Origin of the sequence: Roseobacter sp. TSBP12, assembly GCF_009129705.1 — a bacterium.
GTDB classification, from domain to species: domain Bacteria; phylum Pseudomonadota; class Alphaproteobacteria; order Rhodobacterales; family Rhodobacteraceae; genus Celeribacter; species Celeribacter baekdonensis_A.
Genome location: NZ_PYIB01000004.1, coordinates 151055 through 168909, shown reverse-complemented (window position 1 = coordinate 168909; position 17855 = coordinate 151055). Strand labels below are relative to the sequence as shown.

Sequence of the window (17855 nt, the reverse complement as noted above, 5' to 3'; positions counted from 1 at the left end):
TCGCGGGGGGGGGCAAATTCGCCCACTATGGTGGCGCTCACATAGGCAAAAAACCGCCCACAAACAGTCATTTCCCGCCCATGGCTCGCCCAAACCGCCGACAGGGAGGCAAAAGCGTTGCCCGCTTGGACTTGGTTCGCTAACAGAGTGCAACCGCTTGTTTTTGTCAGTGCCGATTTGGGAAAAGCCACGCAAAAGACGTGCAAAACTCAAAGTTCACAAGGTCTGAAGCGGATAGAGATGGGAATGAGGACGGTTTTAGCCTAACAATGATACACAAGCTCAATCACATGCTTGAGCGCAGACTCCCCGAACGCCGGGTGTTTCTGCGGTCTGACTCTGAGACCCGCTATCTGCGGCTTTCTCCCCTGACGCAATTGGTGGCCGTGACCGGAACCTCGCTGATCGCCGTATGGATGATCGTCGCCTCCGCGATCATTTTGATGGACAGCATCGGGTCGGGCAATCTGCGCGAACAGGCGGGACGTGATCTTGTGTTGTTTGAAAATCGCGTGGCGGAACTGGCCCATGAACGCGACATGCGCGCCACGGAGGCCGCCGCCGCCCAAGAGCGCTTTAACACCGCGCTCAAACAAATCTCCGCCATGCAATCCCAGCTTTTGGCCTCTGAGGAGCGTGTGCGCGAACTGGAAACCGGCGTGGATGTGGTTCAGGCCAATCTGCGTGATGCGTTGAAAGCCCGCGACGAAGCGCAGATCAGCGAAGAACAGGTTTTGGCCAAACTCAACGGCGACGCGAATGCGGCCAAGGGGATGACGCCGCAGGACATGGAAAGCACCGTCGATGTGTTGGCCGTGGCGCTGGCCGATACGGCGGCGGAACGCGACGAGATGGCCCTGACCGCGTCTCAGGCGATGAAAATGGCCGATGTGTTGGAAACCGATCTCAAGCTGATGGAAGAAAAGAACGACCGTATTTTCACCCAGCTCGAAGATGCGATGACCGTGTCCGTCGCTCCGCTTGATAAAATGTTCAAAGCCGCCGGGATGCCGGTCGACTCGATGCTCGCCACGGTCAAGCGCGGCTATTCCGGTCAGGGTGGTCCACTGACCCCGATCACATTTTCGACCAAGGGCGGCATGATGGACCCGGATTCGATGCGCGCCAATGCGTTGATCGACAAGATGGACAAGCTCAACATTTACCGGATCGCCGCCCAAAAAGCCCCTTTTGCCCTGCCGCTCAAAAACAGCTTCCGTTACACTTCGGGCTTTGGCCCGCGCTGGGGGCGAATGCATGAGGGGACGGATTTTGCCGCCGCTTACGGCACGCCGATCTATGCCACTGCCGATGGTGTGGTGACATTTTCCGGCTGGTCCTCGGGGTATGGGCGTTTGGTAAAAATTCAACATGAGTTTGGAATTGAGACACGTTATGCTCACCAATCCCAACTTCTTGTGAAAGTTGGTCAAAGAGTCTCGCGTGGGGAGCAAATCGGTGCTATGGGGAATTCTGGCCGCTCCACTGGCACGCACCTCCACTATGAAGTCCGCGTACAGGGCAAGGCCGTCAACCCGATGATCTACATTAAGGCTGCCAACGATGTTTTCTAAAAGCAGGATCAATGAACCCGGCCCGAAACAGGGCGAGGATGTCACGAAACCCGAAGCGGCGGCTGCAAAGCCCGCCTTGCCGAAAACTCCGGCGCCTGACTTCTCCCAATCCGCCCCCAAGGCGAAACCGCCCGCATCGGTGCTGTCCTCTGACCTCACTGTCGTGGGCAATCTGAAAACCTCCGGCGATATTCAAATCGAAGGGACGGTTGAGGGCGACATTCGCGCCCATCTTTTGACGGTTGGTGAAACCGCGATGATCAAAGGCGAAGTGATTGCCGATGATGTGGTGGTCAATGGGCGTGTTGTCGGTCGTGTGCGTGGCTTGAAAGTCCGCCTGACCTCGACCGCTCGTGTCGAAGGCGACATCATCCACAAAACCATCGCGATTGAGAGCGGTGCGCATTTTGAAGGCTCGGTTCAGCGCGCTGACGACCCTTTGTCGATCGGCTCGAAAGCCGGCGGGGCGAAACCCCAGCCTGCGAAGGCACCGGAACCGGCCGCCGCACCGGCCAAACCCGCCTGATCGGGTCTCATATTTGACTTTTAAAAGGCGGCCTTCGGGTCGCCTTTTTCATATCTGGCTCTCGGATCAGCTCACTTGCGCAGATACAAACGCAGGCGTAGATTATCGTCAGCACGACCGCCCAGAGAGCGGCGTTTGCGACTCACCGAAATCATCGCCCTGGCTTGGTCCCCGCCTCTTGAGGCCCCCGTCTGGCAACCCTGATTTTCTTGAGGGAGACCCCTTCGGCCTGTCGCCGGAGGGTCATATCGACATGGGAGATCATCATGGGAAAAGGCGACAACAAGCGCGGCAATAAAGAAGTCAAAAAGCCGAAGCAAGAAAAGACCAAGGTCTTGGCCACAGCGAATTTTGGCGCGGCCAAGCCAATGTCTTTGGGCGAAAAGAAAAAGGGCAAATGATCTGAGCGGTACTGGCGTAAAACTGCAAAGCTGTTTTGCCCTTGAGACCCACGGTCGTCCCGGTCATGGTGGCGTGCACGCTATAGTGGAGCCACCATGACCCTCGCCCCTGACCTGACCCTTCTCAAAGCCGGAAATCTGCGCGGGGCGCTGTTGATGGTCATGGCCATGGCCGGGTTCTCGATCGAGGATATGGCGCTGAAATACGTCACCGCGCATGTGCCGGTGGGCGAAGTGTTGATCCTGTTCGGTCTGGGCGGTTTGACGGTATTTGCCGTGCTGACCCGTCAGCGCCGCGAGCGGATTTTTCACCCGATCCTCTTCACCCGCGTGATGGCCATTCGCGCCCTGTTTGAAATGATGGGGCGGGTGTTTTTCACCCTCTCGCTGGCGCTCACCGCCCTCTCCACCACCTCCGCGATTTTACAAGCCACGCCTTTGGTCGTGGCCGCCGCCGGGGTCTTGATCTTTCGCGAAAGGGTCTCGCCCCTGCGATGGGCCTTGATCGCACTGGGCTTTGTCGGTGTGTTGATGGTGCTCAGGCCGGGGTTGTCGGGCTTTACGCCGCTGTCGATCCTGGCCGTGCTGGGCATGATCGGTTTTGCCGGGCGCGATCTGGCCACCCGCGCCGCCCCCCCGATCCTGTCCTATGCGCAATTGGGCGTCACGGGCTTTGCCGCGCTTATCCCCTCGGGCGCGATCCTGTTGCTCTGGGGCGGCGCGTGGGTGATGCCCTCGCTGGTCGATCTGGCGTTTTTGTCAGTGGCGGTGGTCGTCGGGGTGATCGCCTACACCGGCATCACCATGGCGATGCGCATGGGCGAATTGTCGGTGGTCACGCCGTTTCGCTATGTGCGCCTGTTGTTCGCAATGATCCTGGGCGCGCTGGTCTTTGGCGAGCGCCCCGACGCGATGGAACTGGCGGGGGGCGCAGTGATTGTCAGTGCCGGTGTGTTGTTGATGCTCAGTTCGCGGCGGCGGCGCGCCGCCTGATCCGGCGCAACTGGGTCACACCAAAGCCCGGCGGTAGAGGTGCCATGTTGCATGGCCCATCACCGGCAAGACGATGAACAGGCCCAAAAACAACGGGATCAGCGCCAAGATCGACAGTATCGCAATCAGTCCGGCCCAGATCAACATCACCCAGAAATTGTCTTTGACCACGCGAAACGACAACAGCATGGCGGTGACGAAATCGACCTCTTTGTCCAACAGATGCGGCAGGGACGTGACCGTGAGGGAGAACAGCAAAAAGGCGAACAGGCTGCCCACGCCCAGTTCAACCGCGATCATGGTCAAACCGTTCGGAGTCAAGAAGACCTCATAGGAAGAGCTGATATTGGTCATCGCCGAGAGGCCCATGAAGAGCGCAAAGAGCATATGGGCAAAGAACGACCAGAACAGCACATAGATGACGATGATCGCCCCCATCCACGGGATTTGCCGGTCTTTTTCGGCCTTCACCACGCTTAGGACTTGATACCAATCGAGCACTGCCCCCGCCTCCATCCGGCGCGAAACCTCATAGAGGCCAACGGCGGCAAAGGGCGCAAACAGCGGGAAGGCCAGCGAGAAGGCAAAGGTCCACGCCACCGTGCCCGCGCCAAACAGGACAAACCCAAACCCGATCAGCACATAGACGGCGGAAAAGAAAATCCCAAAAGCGGGCGCGCGGCGAAAATCGCGCCAGCCGCCGCGCAGGGCGGCGCGTAAATCCGAGATCGTTAAATGCGCCACATCGGGCACCGGGGCCGCAGCCACCGCCTGAACCTGTTCCATAAACTCTCCCTGTCGGCTCTGCGCCGATCTCCTCGCCGCAAGTTCACGACAAAATGTCGCAGCCTGTCAAGCACGCGTGACGTGCAAATCCGCTCTTGACTTAGAGTGCGCTCAAAGCCCTAGGGTCGGAAGCGTCGAAGAAAAGAGGGTGGCATGAAGATCGGAGATTTGGCGAAACGCACTGGGATCACGGCCCACACCATTCGCTATTACGAACGGATCGGGCTTTTGCCCTATGCCCATCGCGATGGCTCCGGGCGGCGCGATTATGGCGAAGACAGCGTGGTCTGGATCGGGTTTCTGTCCCGATTGAAAACCACCGGAATGCCGATCCGCGACATGCTCCGCTATGCCAAGCTGCGCGCCCAAGGCGACAGCACTGGCCCGGCGCGCGCCGCACTTTTGAGTGAACATCGCGACCGGGTGCGTGCGCATCTGAATGAGCTTCATAGCGCCCTCACCGTCCTCGACACCAAAATCGCCGGATATGGCGAGACTGAAAGGATGGACCCAAATGACGCAGACCCAAATGACACCGACAACACCAAAGGCAACACCACAGACCCGATTGGAGCGCGGCACGGCCGCCATGGCCGCGATTGACGGCGAGGCAGGCGAAAACGTGATCGCTTCGCTGGCCGGGATCGCGCCGGATTTTGCCACCTACCTGTTGGAATTTCCCTTTGGCGATATTTACAGCCGCCCGGACCTCAGCCTACGCGACCGCGAAATCGCCACCATCGCCGCGCTTTGCGCCATGGGCACAGCACGCCCGCAATTGGAGGTCCATATTGAAGCCGGGCTGAATGTTGGCCTGACACGGGTGGAGATCACCGAAATCCTGATGCAAATGTCCGTCTACGCCGGCTTCCCCGCCGCCCTCAACGGGTTTGCCGCAGCCAAGGCGGTGTTCGCACGTCGTGAGGATCAGGGGATCTAACCCCCCTCTTGCGGATCAATCACAGGTGATGAAAACCGTGAATTTTGTTGCCTGCTCAGCCAGTTCAATGGACGAAAGTGGAGATATAATGTCACTCATCACCGGCGTCACAGAGTTTAGGGATAAAAAAAGACGCGCGGCCTCACCTCGAATCGCAAAGTTGATATTTTGCGGAATATCGCCAATGGCATCGGCCACCACCATCGCATCGAGTTTTGAAACAACAACGCCCAAGACCGCGCCCGTGTCAGAGAGGACGGGCCCGCCAGAATTACCGGGCTGAACGGGAGCGGAGATTTGCATGGTCGTCTCCTCTCCCCCAAGGCCTGTCACACTCGAAACAGCCCCGCGTGTCACATTCACACCGCCAAGCAACCCGGCCAACGGGTATCCGACAACAATGACGTCTTGATTGAGGCGGGCGGTGGATGGGGAAAAAGGCGCAATCTGTGTGCCTAAACTATCCGATGATTGCACAAGCGCCAAATCAAAGCTGGTTGAGACCGTTATGAGCTCGGCGGGCATACCATTGACCTCAAGGCTATTGCATCCCTCAACCACATGCGCATTGGTCAGAACGTGTCCGGCGTCAGAGACGATAAACCCTGTGCCTGAAGACGATCCATCTGAGGCTTCCTCAGAGGATCTGGGCGGAGTGGCGACAGCCGTTTCTTGACCGTCCCACTCTGCCGCATCAAGGAGATCCGCCGCTGTCGCAGCAATGGAGAAAAGGTAACCTCCGCGGGGTACATAAAGCTGAGCGTATTTCTCTGTCGCGATGCTGGCCGCCACAGCGGCCAAAAGGGCGGCGTCTTGGCGTTCGGCAGAAATCATCAGCGTTGACCACTGCCCCTGCCAAAACAGTGATCGTACATAAAGCGTTTGGCCGGACGCGTTTGTGGCAGAGGTGATCGCCATCCCCTGTTTCCGCACAGTGTATATGGGGTTTGGCCCAGCGTGAAAACGGTACGCATACTCATGCAATGCTTCGGCCTTTCGTAAATCGCCAAAGCCGATGGAATAGTTCAGCGAACTTTTCGAGTGCTCATAGTTTAACAAATTTGGCGTGGATTGAGCTTCGATAAGCGCCCGCGTCGGGATCAGAAAAGACAGGCCTAAACTGTCATAATATCTGATCTCCCAACCATCGCGTTCCAAAAAATCGGCGGCCAAATACGCGATGAGCGCTGCATGTATTTCAAGGGGTGCCTCATCAAAGGTGTCCCGTGCATAACGCGTTATGGCAGTGTTGGAAATGCGGCCCCATGCTCCGTCTAAAAGGCCATTGTAGTGACCTTCCAATGCCAACCCTAGTTGCAAGAAACGCAATTCATTTTGACTGTAGTGACTTGGTGTGAAGGGCGTAAAAAGGTGATCGTACTCCTGCGACACGGCCTGTTCTGCCTGCAGAGCAAGCCAAACACAAAGCAAAACGCGCAGAATTGCATTCATTTCCACCTCCTCCCCTACAGTGTTCCAGCTTCAGTGGGCAAGATCATGACACACTCAATGCGTCAGCAAATAGGACAGAGGCACGATCGAGACCGCCGCCGCGCGGTTGCCCAGGGACCATTCGGCCAGAGCCTGAAGTGTCTCCGGTCTTGAGCGGCCCAAGAGGACGATTTTCTCGTCAATATTGGCGCGGAAGGCTGCTTGGTCGAGGAACCGTTTGATCGCGGCGATGTCTTGGCCGCGGCCATCGAAATCGCGAAACACAAGGGCGGCGGGCGCATCGGCCCGCTGGGCTTCCTGCTCCAAGGCATTGAGCCCCCGCGGGAAGGTCAAAAGCCCCCGCCCGCTGTCCTGGGCGCTGGCCACGACTTGGGCGGCGATGGTGCGCGAGCTTTGGAAGGTGCCCGAGGGGACGTCCAAAAAGCCAATAGACACCGGCACAAGCTCAGCGGCCTGTTGCAAGGTCACAGAGACGTCTTGCGGTGTCGCGCCTTCGGGCAAGGACACCATGGCCATGACCTCGAGCCCCTTGTCGCGGTAGGTCTTGGCCCGATCGCCCGCCCGCGCCGCCACCGCATCAACGGCAAAAGTGACCGGAAACGGCAGTTTGGACAGGATCGGATCATTGGGGCCAAGCTCGGCAATATCCACCAAAACGATGCTCATCATCGGCCCTGTTGGTGTCCCGGCATAATCGGCGGAAAAGGCCACAAGGGCGGGAAGATCATCGGCCAGTACCATGGGGACCGCGTCATCCGGGGTGGGTTGCGCCGAAATAGACGGCAAGCGCGAGGATTTGCGGGCGTCGTCCCGGTCGGTGAAAGAGCCAACTTTTTCGCCCAGTTGGGTCTCGCCTTGTGGTGCCAGAAGACTGTCGGTCTGTTCTTGGACCGGGTCGCCAGGCACCGGCGGCGTCTCAGGTGTGGTATCCATCAGCACAGTGTCGACCGAGCTGCTTTCCGGCAATCCGGGCATGTTTGGTGCGACATCCGATCCTTCAGGCGTTGATCCCGGCACGCTCTCTTCCGCAGTCGGGAGCGCGTCTGGGGCTTCCGCTTCGGGGGCCAGCCCTAGCGGCGGGGTCAAAACCGGTTCGATTGCGGGCGCTTTTGCCGCCGTCTCCATTGTGTCGTCGGGCGCGAATTGTGGCCCGGTGGGGGCGGTGATGTCCGGGGCGGCTGCGGCGGCTGTTTCAGCCTCGGGCGGCGTTTCCTGGCCCTCGGGCGTGCGCACATCAGGCTGGGTGCCAGACCGGTTTGGGTCGCCGCGGCCATATCCGGGGCAATCTCCGGGGCGTCCTCGCCCTCAGGCGCGGTGGTCAAGGCGGGGGCGGCCTCTGTTGTACCCTCTGGGATCACTTGCGTCTCGGCGGACGCAGGGGGTGATGCCACTGGGGCCGACGCCACTGGGGTCATCTCCAACGTCACAGGTGCGACGATCTCATTTGCGACCGTCAGGATTCCAAATCCAACGACACCGCCCCAAATCAACCCAGTGAAAATTCCCCGCCCCATTGTCTTTGGCGCTCCTTGCCCTGTTGCCGGATGTGTCACACACATCGGCCCTGTCATTTGCTCTATCGGCCCTTTTACGATCAGCGGTATCAGGCCGTGATTACACCTTTTTGATCAAGGCGAACCCCTTGACCCTCTGAGGTCCTTGTGACCATGTATAACCCGGCTTTATCAAAGGATCATCCCCCTTTCATGCCACAAACTCTCCCCGCGCGGCGCTTGGCCGGTGCCAGTGCGGATTTATGTGCGGATTTCACCGCGTCATGTCACGCCAAAGGACCAAAGCGATGCTGCTTCTGATCGATAATTACGACAGTTTTACCTACAACCTCGTCCATTACATTGGCGAGATGGGGTGGCAAGCCAAGGTGGTGCGCAATGATGCTTTGAACGTGCAAGAGGCCATGGCGTTGCGCCCGTCTGGTATTGTGTTGTCACCCGGACCGAAAACGCCGCATGAGGCGGGCATTTGTGTGCCTTTGGTTCATGCCGCAGCCGATGCGGGCATTCCGTTGTTTGGCGTCTGCTTGGGACATCAATCCATTGGCGAGGCCTTTGGTGGCAACGTCGTGCGCTGTCATGAGATCGTGCATGGCAAGATGGGCGAGATTTATCATCAGGGCAAAGGCGTCTTTGCCGGCCTGCCCTCGCCCTTGCAAGGCACGCGCTACCATTCGCTGATCGTCGACCGCGCCACCCTGCCCGACTGTCTTGAGGTCACGGCGGAATTGGCGGATGGCACCATCATGGGGCTGCGTCACAAAACCCTGCCGATTGAAGGCGTGCAATTTCACCCGGAAAGCATCCGGTCCGAACATGGTCACGAGATGATCGGCACCTTTCTCAATCAACTCAAAGCGGAGGAAGCGGCATGAGCGCACCTGCAAACCCCAATGCGATGAAACCGCTGATTTTTGCCGCCTCCGAGGGACCATTGAGCCGGTCGCAGGCGGTGGAGGCCTTTGAAATTCTGTTTGAAGGCCAAGCAACCGACGCCCAGATCGGCGGCTTTTTGATGGCCATGCGCGCGCGCGGCGAGGCGGTGTCGGAATATGCCGCAGCCGCTTCGGTGATGCGCGCCAAATGCGTCAAGGTCACGGCGCCTGAGGGCGCGATGGACATCGTCGGCACTGGCGGTGACGGCTTGGGCACGCTCAACATCTCCACCGCCACCGCCTTTGTCGTCGCCGGCGCAGGCGTGCCCGTGGCCAAACACGGCAACCGCAACCTGTCCTCGAAATCGGGCGCGGCCGATGCGCTGTCGGTCAGTGGCGTCAATGTCATGGTCGGCAAGGACGTCGTCGAAGAGGCGCTGCGCGAGATTGGCATCGGCTTTATGATGGCACCGATGCACCACCCGGCAATGAAATATGTCGGGCCTGTGCGGGTCGAATTGGGCTGTAAAACCATTTTCAACATCTTGGGCCCCCTGACCAACCCGGCGGGCGTGAAACGTCAACTCACCGGGGCTTTCGCCCCTGATCTGATCTTTCCGATGGCCGAAACGCTGCAAATGCTCGGCTCTGAAAAAGCCTGGCTGGTGCATGGCGCGGATGGGATGGATGAAATCTCGATCACTGGCACAACGGCGGTGGCGGCCCTTGACGGTGACGTGATCAAATCAATGGAAATCCACCCCGAAGACGCGGGCCTGCCGGTGCATCGCCTGAAAGACATCCTTGGCGGCACACCACAGGAAAACAGCGCCGCGATGATTGCGCTGTTGAACGGCGAAACCGGCGCCTATCGCGATGCGGTCCTATTCAACGCGGCGGCGGCATTGGTTGTGGCGGACAAGGCGGCAACCCTGAAAGACGGCGTCGAGATTGCCAAAGAGAGCATCGCCTCAGGTGAGGCCATCGGTCGCCTGACCGCGCTGGCGGAACTGACCTCACGGCATTAAAGCGTCACACCTTTACCGTGACCTAAATACTCAAACAAAAGGGGCCCAAGAGGCCCCTTTTTCATGTCTGTGCTTTGGGCTCAGATCACTTCGTTATAATCTCAGGCCCCATCAACGCATTCGGCAGAACCGTCGAAATCCACGGCACATAGGTCACAAGGATCAAGAACACAAAGAGGATCGCAAGGAACGGCAGCGCCGCGCGGACCACCGCCATCATCGGCATCCCGGCGACGCCGGAGGTGACGAACAGGTTCAGACCCACCGGCGGCGTGATCATGCCAATCTCCATGTTCACCACCATGATGATACCCAGATGGATCGGGTCCACCCCAAGTTCAATCGCAATCGGGAACACCAAGGGTGCAACAATGACGATCAGGCCCGACGGTTCCATGAACTGGCCACCAATAAGCAAAATGACGTTGACCATGATCAGGAACATGATTTTGCCGAAGCCCGCCGACAGCATCGCATTGGCGATTTGTTGTGGGATTTGTTCGTCGGTCAGCACATGTTTGAGGATCAAAGCGTTGGCGATGATGAACATCAACATCACGGTCAGCTTGCCCGCATCAAACAGGGTCTGGCGCGTGTCTGCGTGAAACCATGCGGTGAGCAAGGCCTGCGGTTTTCGCAACAAAGGGGTCGGTCCCGCCCCGTTCCGCCCCGCCAGTGGTCCCATGTCACGATAGACAAAGGAGGCCACCAGGAAGGCATAAACGGAGGCAACGGCGGCGGCTTCGGTCGGCGTAAAGATCGCGCCAGTGAGGCCCGGAACGCCGTAAATGCCGACCATGATGATGACGATCAACATCAGGCCCCAAAACGCGTCTTTGAACGAGGCGTAGATCTCGCCCCAGCCCGCCCATTCGCCTTTTGGCAGGTGCTTGATCCGCGCGATGACATAGATCGCAATCATCAACATCGTGCCCGCCAAAATGCCCGGAATGACGCCTGCAAGGAACATCCGACCGACCGACACGTCCACGGCGGAGGCATAGACCACCATCACGATGGAGGGCGGGATCAGGATGCCCAAAGTGCCCGCGTTACAGATCACGCCCGCGGCAAAGTCCCGCGAATAGCCCATTTTGCGCATCGCCGCGATGACGATGGAGCCGATGGCCACCACAGTCGCAGGCGATGAGCCGGACAGAGCTGCAAAGATCATACAGGCAAACACGCCCGCAATCGCCAAACCGCCATGCATATGGCCGACGCAGGCGATGGAAAACCGCACGATGCGCGTGGCCACGCCGCCCGTCGACATGAAGGAGGAGGCGAGGATGAAAAACGGGATCGCCAGGAGCGTGTAATGCCCGGCCATCGCTTGGTATAAAGATTGAGCGACGGAGGCCAGGGAGGTGTCGGAGAAGACCAACAAAAAGATCATCGAGGACAGGCCCAAAGAGACCGCAATCGGCACGCCGATCAGCAGGAGCCCGATGATCATGACGAAAAGAAGGATGACATCCATAGGGGTTATTCCTCGTATTCGGGGTGCGCAGGATGGGCCGCGACACGCTCGACGTCTTCTTCGGCTTCATGGGAAACGATCAGGATCGACTGGGTGCCAAGGATGATGCGGATCGTCGCCTGAACCACGCGCAAGAGCAAAAGGGCGGCGGAGAGCGGGATGATGAAATAGGGCACAACGCGGGGCAACTTGTCATAGCTGTCGCCATAGTTGATCGCCGCCTCCAACCAGCGGAAAATCCCCAGCATCGGGATTTGATCGGTGACATAAAACGCCCGGTCGCGCACGCCCGAGTCGATGCCAGTCGGGAACCAGCGGCCTGTTGTGGGCTGAAGCCCGGCGAAGGGTGCCCAGTAATCCCACGCGCCTTTCATTAAAAGCGCCGCATAGACGACACAGGCCAGCGCCGAAAGGATGGCCAAAATCCGGTGCCCCCGCGAAGGCAGCATGTTGATCACTGCATCCACACCCAGATGCGAGGTCTTTTTAAACCCGTAAGGGATGCCCAAAAGCACCAGCCACGCAAACAGGATCAGCACCACCTCAAGCCCCCAAATCAGGGAGTCATTGAACAGGTAGCGCATCACCACATTCACAAAAGTGACCAGCGTCATCAGTCCCAAAATCAAAGCGATCAGGTTTTCTTCCAAAGCGTCGAAAAACTCGGCGATGGGCGTTGTAGGCAGGTTGTCTTGAGATTGTGTCATCACTGGCCCCCTCTTTTGGCCCCAGATGCCCGGATACGGGCAAAGGATGCAGAAAACGGCCCCGCGTCAAATGCGCGGGAACCGTTCGTGTTCAAAGGCTTAAGCCTTAGTTTTTGGCATTGATCTCTTGCGCTGCGGCAATGTTGTCTGCGCCGACATCGGCTTCAAACTGTGCCCAAACCGGTTTCATCACATCGACCCAGGCCTGACGTTGCTCATCGGTCAATTCACGGATCACACCGCCTGCCGTCAACACAGCCTGACGGTTGTCTGCGTCCACTTCGGCAATCGCGGCGTTCCGCTCGGCGGTCACTTCGTTCATGATCGTTGCCAATTGATCGCGGGTGTCGGCATCCAGCCCTTCCCACCAATCGACGGAGGTCACGACCATATAGTCAAGCACGCCGTGGTTGGTTTCTGTGGTGCCGTCCTGAACCTCAAAGAATTTCTGGCCGTAGACATTGGACCATGTGTTTTCCTGACCATCGACAACGCCGGTTTGCAGCGCGCCGTAGACCTCGGAAAAGGCCATTGGCTGCGGCGAGGCATCGAGCGCTTCCATCTGGGCGACCAACACGTCGGAGGGCTGCACCCGGAATTTCAGGCCTGCGGCATCTTCGGGCATCACAAGCGGTTTGTTGGCAGAGAATTGTTTCAGACCATTGTGCCAGAACCCAAGGCCCAAAAGCCCGCGGCGCACCATGACTTCTTTCATGTTCTGCCCGACTTCGGAGCTTTGGAACTCCTCGACGGCCTCCATGTTCTTGAACATGAAGGGCAGATCGAAAATGCGGTAAACTTTGGTAAAGGATTCAAATTTCGACAGCGACGGTGCCGCCATTTGAACGTCGCCCTGAAGCATCGCTTCCAGCACTTGGTCATCGTTATAGAGCGTGGAGTTCGGGTAGACCTCGACACAGGCTTTGCCGTCCATCTCGGCATTCACCCGCTCCATAAACAGGTTCGCAGCAATGCCTTTCGGGTGTTTGTCGGTGTTGGTGACATGGCTGAATTTGATCACCATTTCGCCAGCATCACAGCCCATCGTATCGGCAAAAGCCCCGGTTGCGGTGAGCGCGAGTGCGGTGGCAGCGGTTGCAAGAAATTTCATGGGTTTCCTCCCTGTCATGAAATCGAATGTCAGTCGCGGTGCACGCGATTTTGGCCCGTACACCTCTGGGGCAGACCAAACAGGGGCAAGAGATTTGGAACAAGGTTTCGTGACGGAGGCGTGAAAATTTTATAATTCCCTTTATTTTTCATTTGGTTGCAGCACAGCTCAAGCGCATAGCAGCCATGCTGCATCTGCATGGTGTGCGGATCCCCACACGCCCAACTTTCTCAGACGTGCGAAAATCCGCACACATCACAGATATTCAAAACATCGCGACCTGCGCGACTCAGCCCCTGCCGCGTCGCACACATCACGCTCAATTGCGCTCAATTGCGCGCGTTGAAGTCCTGCGCGGCGGCAATGTTGTCTGCGCCCACATCGGCCTCAAACATTTTCCAAACGGGTTTCATCGCATCGACCCAGGCTTGGCGCTGTTCGGGCGTCAGGGTGCGCACGACACCGCCTGCTGCCAAAATCCCGTCTTTGGCCTCCTGATTGACCCGCTCAGACTCGCCATTGCGCGCCACGGTCACCTCATGAAGGATGGTGGCAAACTGATCTCTGACATCCGCATCGAGGCTCTCCCACCAATCGACCGAGGTCACGACCATATAGTCAAGCAACAGGTGGTTGGTCTCGGTTGCCCCCTCCTGAACCTCATGGAACTTTTGGCCATAAATGTTGGACCAGGTGTTTTGCTGACCATCCACGACGCCGGTTTGCAACGCGCCATACACCTCAGGAAAGGCCAGTGGTTGCGGGTTGGCGTTCAGGGCGCGCATCTGTTCAATGATCACCTCGGCGGGCTGAACCCGCATTTTGAGTCCGGCCACATCTTCTGGCATGACAAGCGGCCTGTTGGCGGTGATTTGTTTCATGCCATTGTGCCAAAACTCAAGGCCCAAAAGCCCACGCCGCACCATGCCTTCTTTCATCGCCTGCCCGGTGTCCGAGGCCTGAAACGCATCCACGGCCTCCATGTTTTTAAACATGAACGGCAGATCGAAAATGCGGAATTGCTTGGTGAAGGATTCGAATTTCGACAAGGACGGAGCCGCAAGTTGGACATCGCCCTGAAGCATCGCCTCCAACACTTGGTCATCGTTATAGAGCGTGGCGTTGGGGTAAACCTCCATACAGGCGGTCCCGTCCATCTCTGCGTTCACCCGGTTCACCAAAAGTGTCGCGGCGATGCCTTTCGGGTGTTTGTCTGTGTTCACGATATGGCTGAACTTGATCACCATCTCACCCGGATCACAGCCTTCGGTTCCGGCGAACGCGCCAGAGACGGACAGCGTCAACAGTCCAGCGGCCAAGGCGCAGGTCAAATTTCTCATGGATTTCCCTCCCGTATTTCGTCCCGTGCTTTCGGTCGGGACTGGAGGCAGGAAACAAAGGTCGCATATTTTAGCAAGGTATCAGATCATGCTTTAGAGGCACAGCAAGGGTCTCAACCGCGATACAATTCCGCCCGCACGCCGTGGCGCGCGAGCTTGTCGTAAAAGGTTTTACGCGGCAATTTCAATCCCTTCGCCGCCTCTGTGGCATTGCCACCGTGGCGTTGCAGCGCGGCGATCAAGAGCGAACGTTCGACTTGCGCCAATTGTTCGGCCAGTCCCAATTCGTCCTCTTGCGCCTCGCCTTCGGACAAGCCCATGGCAAAGCGCATCGCTGCATTCATCAGGCTGCGCGCATTGCCCGGCCAATCCTGTGCAATCAGGTTGGAAATCACCTCAGGCGTGATCTCCGGCACCGGCAGGTCGGATTGCTCGCAAGCAATATCAACGTAATGACGAAACAAGGTCGGGATGTCTTCGCGCCGTTCGCGCAGAGGCGGAATGCGGATCACCGCCGCCTCAAGCCGGTAAAACAGATCGGGCGAAAACGTCCCTTCAATAGTCTCATGGCGCAGATCGGCATAGGTGCCCGCGATCAGGCGCGGGCGATCATGGCCTTCGAGCAGTTCCAAAAGCGCGAATTGCGTCGGACGCGACAGGGCGACGATTTCATCCAAAAACACCGAACCATCCTTGGCGGCGTCAAAGGCGGCGGCGAGGCTTTCGGGGGTTTGCGACACCGCCGGAAATTTCAAAAACGGTGCCATGGAGCCCGCCGAGAGCAAATGCACCACCTCGGCCATTTTCGCGGTGCCCACGCCCGGCTCGCCCGTGACCAACACATCGGCGGCGGAGCGCGCCACCGCGCGGGCCTCTTCGCGCATCCGCTTGGAGAACTCGGAGGTGCCGCGCAACAGCCGTGCGGCGGCATCGCCTTGGGCCACTTGCCGTTTCAACCGCCGGTTTTCCAACACCAGCGCGCGGGTTTTCAGCGCCTTTTCGACCACGGCAATCAAGTCTTTCGGGGCGCAGGGTTTTTCCAAAAAATCAAAAGCCCCAGACGAGATGCCGCGCACCGCCATCGGCACATCGCCCTCCCCCGTCAGCAAGATCACCGGCAATTCCGCATCGACCGATTGGGCGAACTCCAATAAGGCAAAGCCGTCTTTGCCGGGCATCCGAATGTCGGATACGATCACCCCCTCAAAGCGGGGCGTGATGTGATCTTTAGCCTCGATATAGCTGCCCGCCAGGGTCGGCACGAGATGGGCCAGCTCCAGCGTCTGCCCCAGAGCCTCACGTACCGAAGCGTCATCATCGACCAATAAAACCCGTTCCACGCGCCCTGCCCGGTTCATTCATCCGCCTCCTGTGCCAGTGTCAAACCTGCTGTCAAACGTGCCGGGATCAATTCGATGGTGAAAATCGCCCCCTTCGGCGGATGCCCCTCTTGGGCGCGATTGGCGCCGCGAATGCGCCCGCCGAAAGATTGGATCAAGCCGTAAGAAATCGACAGGCCCAACCCCATGCCCTCGGACGCGCCGACCTCTTTGGTGGTGTAGAACGGATCAAAGATTTTGTCCGGCTCGGCGATGCCCGGCCCGGTGTCGGCCACAGTCAGCCGGGTGGGTGTGACTCCCGCCTGGCCCGCAGATATGCGAATCTCAATCCGTTTATCAGGACTGTCCGACATCGCGTCCACCGCATTGGACAACAGGTTCATCACCACCTGTTGCAACCGCACCTCGCCGCCACGCACCCAGACCGGTTCCCCCGGCGTCCAGTCCAAAGTGACCCCCGCCCGCGCGACCTTGCCCAGGGTCATTTCCAACGCCGCCTCGACCACTGCGGTCAGTTCGACATTGGTGATGGTCTCGGATTCTTGTCTGGCAAAGGCGCGCAGGTTTTTGATGATCCGGCCCATGCGGCGCGCCAGTTCGGAAATCCGGCCCAGATTTTCCGCCGCCTTGGCCGCATTGTCGCGCTCTAAAAACGCCTGTGCATTCTCGGCAAAGGACCGGATCGCCATCAGCGGCTGGTTCAATTCGTGGCTGATCCCCGCCGACATTTCGCCCAGGGCCGAAAGTTTCCCGGCCTGCACCAAATCGGCTTGGACGCGTTTGAGGCGGGCTTCGGCCTCAAGCCGCTCTGTGACCTCGCGGGTCAGGTCGCGGTTGGCGATTTCCAGCGCCTGGGTGCGGGTCGCCACACGGGCCTCCAGCCGTGTGTTGGCCTCGGCCAAGGTGCGTCTGCGTTCACGGGCGAAAAACCAAAACGTCGCAAAGACCAAAGCCAGCGCCGACGCCATCCCGGCCTGAAGGCTTGAGAGCGCGATCACCGGTTTGAGATCCATCAGCAATTCGGCCTCCAAGCGACGACCGGCAGGGGCTGGGTGATGTGCAGCGCGGGCGAGGGAATATAGGGCCCGGCCTCATGCAACCAAAGATCATGGCCCGAAATCTGACGGCGCGCGGTGACCGGCATCGGCCCGGCCAAGCCGCCACGCAGCACCAATTCGGAACGGTTGGACACGAAGACCACGCCATAGTCATCGGTGAAATAGATCGCCGAGGGTTCGGTCGGCCAGCCCCATTCCAACAGGCCGATGTTGACGTTGACGATCACGGCGGCGCGGGCCGGGCCGCCCGGATCAAAAACCGGGGCGGCAAACACATAGCGGCGCTGCTGGTCGGTGTCGACAAAATGCGCCACGCCCAACGCTCCGCTCATGGCACGGTTAAAGGCGGCTTGAGCCCCTTTGGGCAGAGTCTGTTCGCCCGCCGCGGCCAAAACAGTCCCATCGCGGGCCACCAACATCAACGAATGCGCGCCGGTTTTATCCGCCAGATTTTGCAACACATCGGTGGCGGCGCGGGCGACGTCCGCAGATTGATCGGGGCTGAGCGCCCGCGCCCAAACAGTGGGGTGATCCGACAGGAACACCGCCAATTCGCGGTAGCGTTGCAGGCCCGTGGTCAACCGATCCGAGGCCAAGGCCAAATCAGATGCGCCCCGTGCAGACGCCTGATCCAACCCCGCCCGAAAACTCAGACCAAAGACCAAAAGCCCAAAGGCCACGACAGCGACGAACATCCCCAACGCCCAAGACAGGCGGGGGTGGACCGGGG

At 58.9% G+C, this 17855-nt stretch carries 18 protein-coding genes; 8 read left to right on the top strand and 10 right to left on the bottom strand.

The features are described from left to right. Nucleotides 1-269: 269 nt before the first annotated feature. From C8029_RS01840 to C8029_RS01830, 4 genes are all read left to right on the top strand, one after another. Entirely contained in the window at nt 270-1574 is a 1305-nt protein-coding gene (locus tag C8029_RS01840) for a M23 family metallopeptidase (RefSeq protein ID WP_009571472.1), read from the top strand. Beyond that, the gene (locus tag C8029_RS01835) at nt 1564-2100 is read left to right on the top strand and encodes a bactofilin family protein (protein WP_009571473.1); all 537 of its coding nucleotides are present in this window, start codon (nt 1564-1566) and stop codon (nt 2098-2100) included. The genes C8029_RS01840 and C8029_RS01835 overlap by 11 nt, the downstream gene beginning before the upstream one ends. A gap of 266 nt (nt 2101-2366) precedes the next feature. Next, nucleotides 2367-2501, top strand: coding sequence for a hypothetical protein (locus C8029_RS22640; RefSeq protein ID WP_269771040.1), 135 nt, complete (start codon nt 2367-2369; stop codon nt 2499-2501). A gap of 96 nt (nt 2502-2597) precedes the next feature. After that, nucleotides 2598-3494, top strand: coding sequence for a DMT family transporter (locus C8029_RS01830; protein WP_152002111.1), 897 nt, complete (start codon nt 2598-2600; stop codon nt 3492-3494). A 15-nt stretch (nt 3495-3509) separates the two neighbouring features. Here the strand turns inward: C8029_RS01830 and C8029_RS01825 are convergent, their stop codons facing one another. Further along, nucleotides 3510-4280, bottom strand: coding sequence for a DUF2189 domain-containing protein (locus C8029_RS01825; protein ID WP_009571475.1), 771 nt, complete (start codon nt 4278-4280; stop codon nt 3510-3512). Between the two features lie 153 nt (nt 4281-4433). Between C8029_RS01825 and C8029_RS01820 the strand changes: the two genes are divergently transcribed. Continuing rightward, on the top strand, nt 4434-4883 hold the full coding sequence (locus tag C8029_RS01820) for a MerR family transcriptional regulator (RefSeq protein ID WP_152002110.1): 450 nt from the start codon (nt 4434-4436) through the stop codon (nt 4881-4883). Then, on the top strand, nt 4870-5220 hold the full coding sequence (locus C8029_RS01815) for a carboxymuconolactone decarboxylase family protein (protein WP_226946211.1): 351 nt from the start codon (nt 4870-4872) through the stop codon (nt 5218-5220). Before C8029_RS01820 ends, C8029_RS01815 begins: the two co-directional genes overlap by 14 nt. A 15-nt stretch (nt 5221-5235) precedes the next feature. Here the strand turns inward: C8029_RS01815 and C8029_RS01810 are convergent, their stop codons facing one another. Both C8029_RS01810 and C8029_RS01805 read right to left on the bottom strand, forming a co-directional pair. After that, entirely contained in the window at nt 5236-6672 is a 1437-nt protein-coding gene (locus tag C8029_RS01810; protein WP_152002109.1) for a S1C family serine protease, read from the bottom strand. Between the two features lie 54 nt (nt 6673-6726). Then, entirely contained in the window at nt 6727-7905 is a 1179-nt protein-coding gene (locus C8029_RS01805) for a divergent polysaccharide deacetylase family protein (protein WP_152002108.1), read from the bottom strand. A gap of 568 nt (nt 7906-8473) precedes the next feature. Here C8029_RS01805 and C8029_RS01800 point away from each other — a divergent pair. Next, a complete protein-coding gene (locus C8029_RS01800; protein ID WP_009571480.1) occupies nt 8474-9061 on the top strand; it encodes an anthranilate synthase component II in 588 nt (195 codons plus the stop codon). Continuing rightward, nucleotides 9058-10089 (top strand): anthranilate phosphoribosyltransferase, encoded by a 1032-nt coding sequence (gene trpD / locus C8029_RS01795; RefSeq protein ID WP_152002107.1) that lies wholly within the window; start codon nt 9058-9060, stop codon nt 10087-10089. Before C8029_RS01800 ends, trpD begins: the two co-directional genes overlap by 4 nt. A gap of 85 nt (nt 10090-10174) precedes the next feature. On the opposite strand, the gene C8029_RS01790 is transcribed toward trpD, so the two are convergent. The 7 genes from C8029_RS01790 to C8029_RS22220 all read right to left on the bottom strand — a co-directional run bounded on the left by C8029_RS01790 (nt 10175) and on the right by C8029_RS22220 (nt 17820). Next, complete coding sequence (locus C8029_RS01790; RefSeq protein WP_009571482.1) at nt 10175-11569, bottom strand: TRAP transporter large permease; 1395 nt, start codon at nt 11567-11569, stop codon at nt 10175-10177. Nucleotides 11570-11574: 5 nt separating this feature from the next. Then, nucleotides 11575-12276: a TRAP transporter small permease gene (locus tag C8029_RS01785; protein ID WP_009571483.1), complete on the bottom strand. Its 702-nt coding sequence runs from the start codon at nt 12274-12276 to the stop codon at nt 11575-11577. A 106-nt stretch (nt 12277-12382) separates the two neighbouring features. Next, nucleotides 12383-13387, bottom strand: coding sequence for a DctP family TRAP transporter solute-binding subunit (locus C8029_RS01780; RefSeq protein WP_152002106.1), 1005 nt, complete (start codon nt 13385-13387; stop codon nt 12383-12385). Between the two features lie 329 nt (nt 13388-13716). Then, complete coding sequence (locus tag C8029_RS01775; RefSeq protein ID WP_152002105.1) at nt 13717-14727, bottom strand: DctP family TRAP transporter solute-binding subunit; 1011 nt, start codon at nt 14725-14727, stop codon at nt 13717-13719. 113 nt (nt 14728-14840) lie between these two features. After that, complete coding sequence (locus C8029_RS01770) at nt 14841-16085, bottom strand: sigma-54-dependent transcriptional regulator (protein ID WP_152002104.1); 1245 nt, start codon at nt 16083-16085, stop codon at nt 14841-14843. Continuing rightward, the gene (locus C8029_RS22225) at nt 16082-17080 is read right to left on the bottom strand and encodes a sensor histidine kinase (RefSeq protein ID WP_226946210.1); all 999 of its coding nucleotides are present in this window, start codon (nt 17078-17080) and stop codon (nt 16082-16084) included. The genes C8029_RS01770 and C8029_RS22225 overlap by 4 nt, the downstream gene beginning before the upstream one ends. Beyond that, a complete protein-coding gene (locus C8029_RS22220; protein ID WP_226946209.1) occupies nt 17080-17820 on the bottom strand; it encodes a cache domain-containing protein in 741 nt (246 codons plus the stop codon). Before C8029_RS22220 ends, C8029_RS22225 begins: the two co-directional genes overlap by 1 nt. Between the last annotated feature and the right edge of the window lie 35 nt (nt 17821-17855).

Bases quoted from the DNA above. Each gene is read 5' to 3' on its own strand.
- C8029_RS01840 (WP_009571472.1), top strand. From the start codon at position 270: ATGATACACAAGCTCAATCACATGCTTGAGCGCAGACTCCCCGAACGC.
- C8029_RS01835 (WP_009571473.1), top strand. From the start codon at position 1,564: ATGTTTTCTAAAAGCAGGATCAATGAACCCGGCCCGAAACAGGGCGAG.
- C8029_RS22640 (WP_269771040.1), top strand. From the start codon at position 2,367: ATGGGAAAAGGCGACAACAAGCGCGGCAATAAAGAAGTCAAAAAGCCG.
- C8029_RS01830 (WP_152002111.1), top strand. From the start codon at position 2,598: ATGACCCTCGCCCCTGACCTGACCCTTCTCAAAGCCGGAAATCTGCGC.
- C8029_RS01825 (WP_009571475.1), bottom strand. From the start codon at position 4,280: ATGGAACAGGTTCAGGCGGTGGCTGCGGCCCCGGTGCCCGATGTGGCG.
- C8029_RS01820 (WP_152002110.1), top strand. From the start codon at position 4,434: ATGAAGATCGGAGATTTGGCGAAACGCACTGGGATCACGGCCCACACC.
- C8029_RS01815 (WP_226946211.1), top strand. From the start codon at position 4,870: ATGGCCGCGATTGACGGCGAGGCAGGCGAAAACGTGATCGCTTCGCTG.
- C8029_RS01810 (WP_152002109.1), bottom strand. From the start codon at position 6,672: ATGAATGCAATTCTGCGCGTTTTGCTTTGTGTTTGGCTTGCTCTGCAG.
- C8029_RS01800 (WP_009571480.1), top strand. From the start codon at position 8,474: ATGCTGCTTCTGATCGATAATTACGACAGTTTTACCTACAACCTCGTC.
- trpD (WP_152002107.1), top strand. From the start codon at position 9,058: ATGAGCGCACCTGCAAACCCCAATGCGATGAAACCGCTGATTTTTGCC.
- C8029_RS01790 (WP_009571482.1), bottom strand. From the start codon at position 11,569: ATGGATGTCATCCTTCTTTTCGTCATGATCATCGGGCTCCTGCTGATC.
- C8029_RS01785 (WP_009571483.1), bottom strand. From the start codon at position 12,276: ATGACACAATCTCAAGACAACCTGCCTACAACGCCCATCGCCGAGTTT.
- C8029_RS01780 (WP_152002106.1), bottom strand. From the start codon at position 13,387: ATGAAATTTCTTGCAACCGCTGCCACCGCACTCGCGCTCACCGCAACC.
- C8029_RS01775 (WP_152002105.1), bottom strand. From the start codon at position 14,727: ATGAGAAATTTGACCTGCGCCTTGGCCGCTGGACTGTTGACGCTGTCC.
- C8029_RS01770 (WP_152002104.1), bottom strand. From the start codon at position 16,085: ATGAACCGGGCAGGGCGCGTGGAACGGGTTTTATTGGTCGATGATGAC.
- C8029_RS22225 (WP_226946210.1), bottom strand. From the start codon at position 17,080: ATGGATCTCAAACCGGTGATCGCGCTCTCAAGCCTTCAGGCCGGGATG.
- C8029_RS22220 (WP_226946209.1), bottom strand. From the start codon at position 17,820: ATGTTCGTCGCTGTCGTGGCCTTTGGGCTTTTGGTCTTTGGTCTGAGT.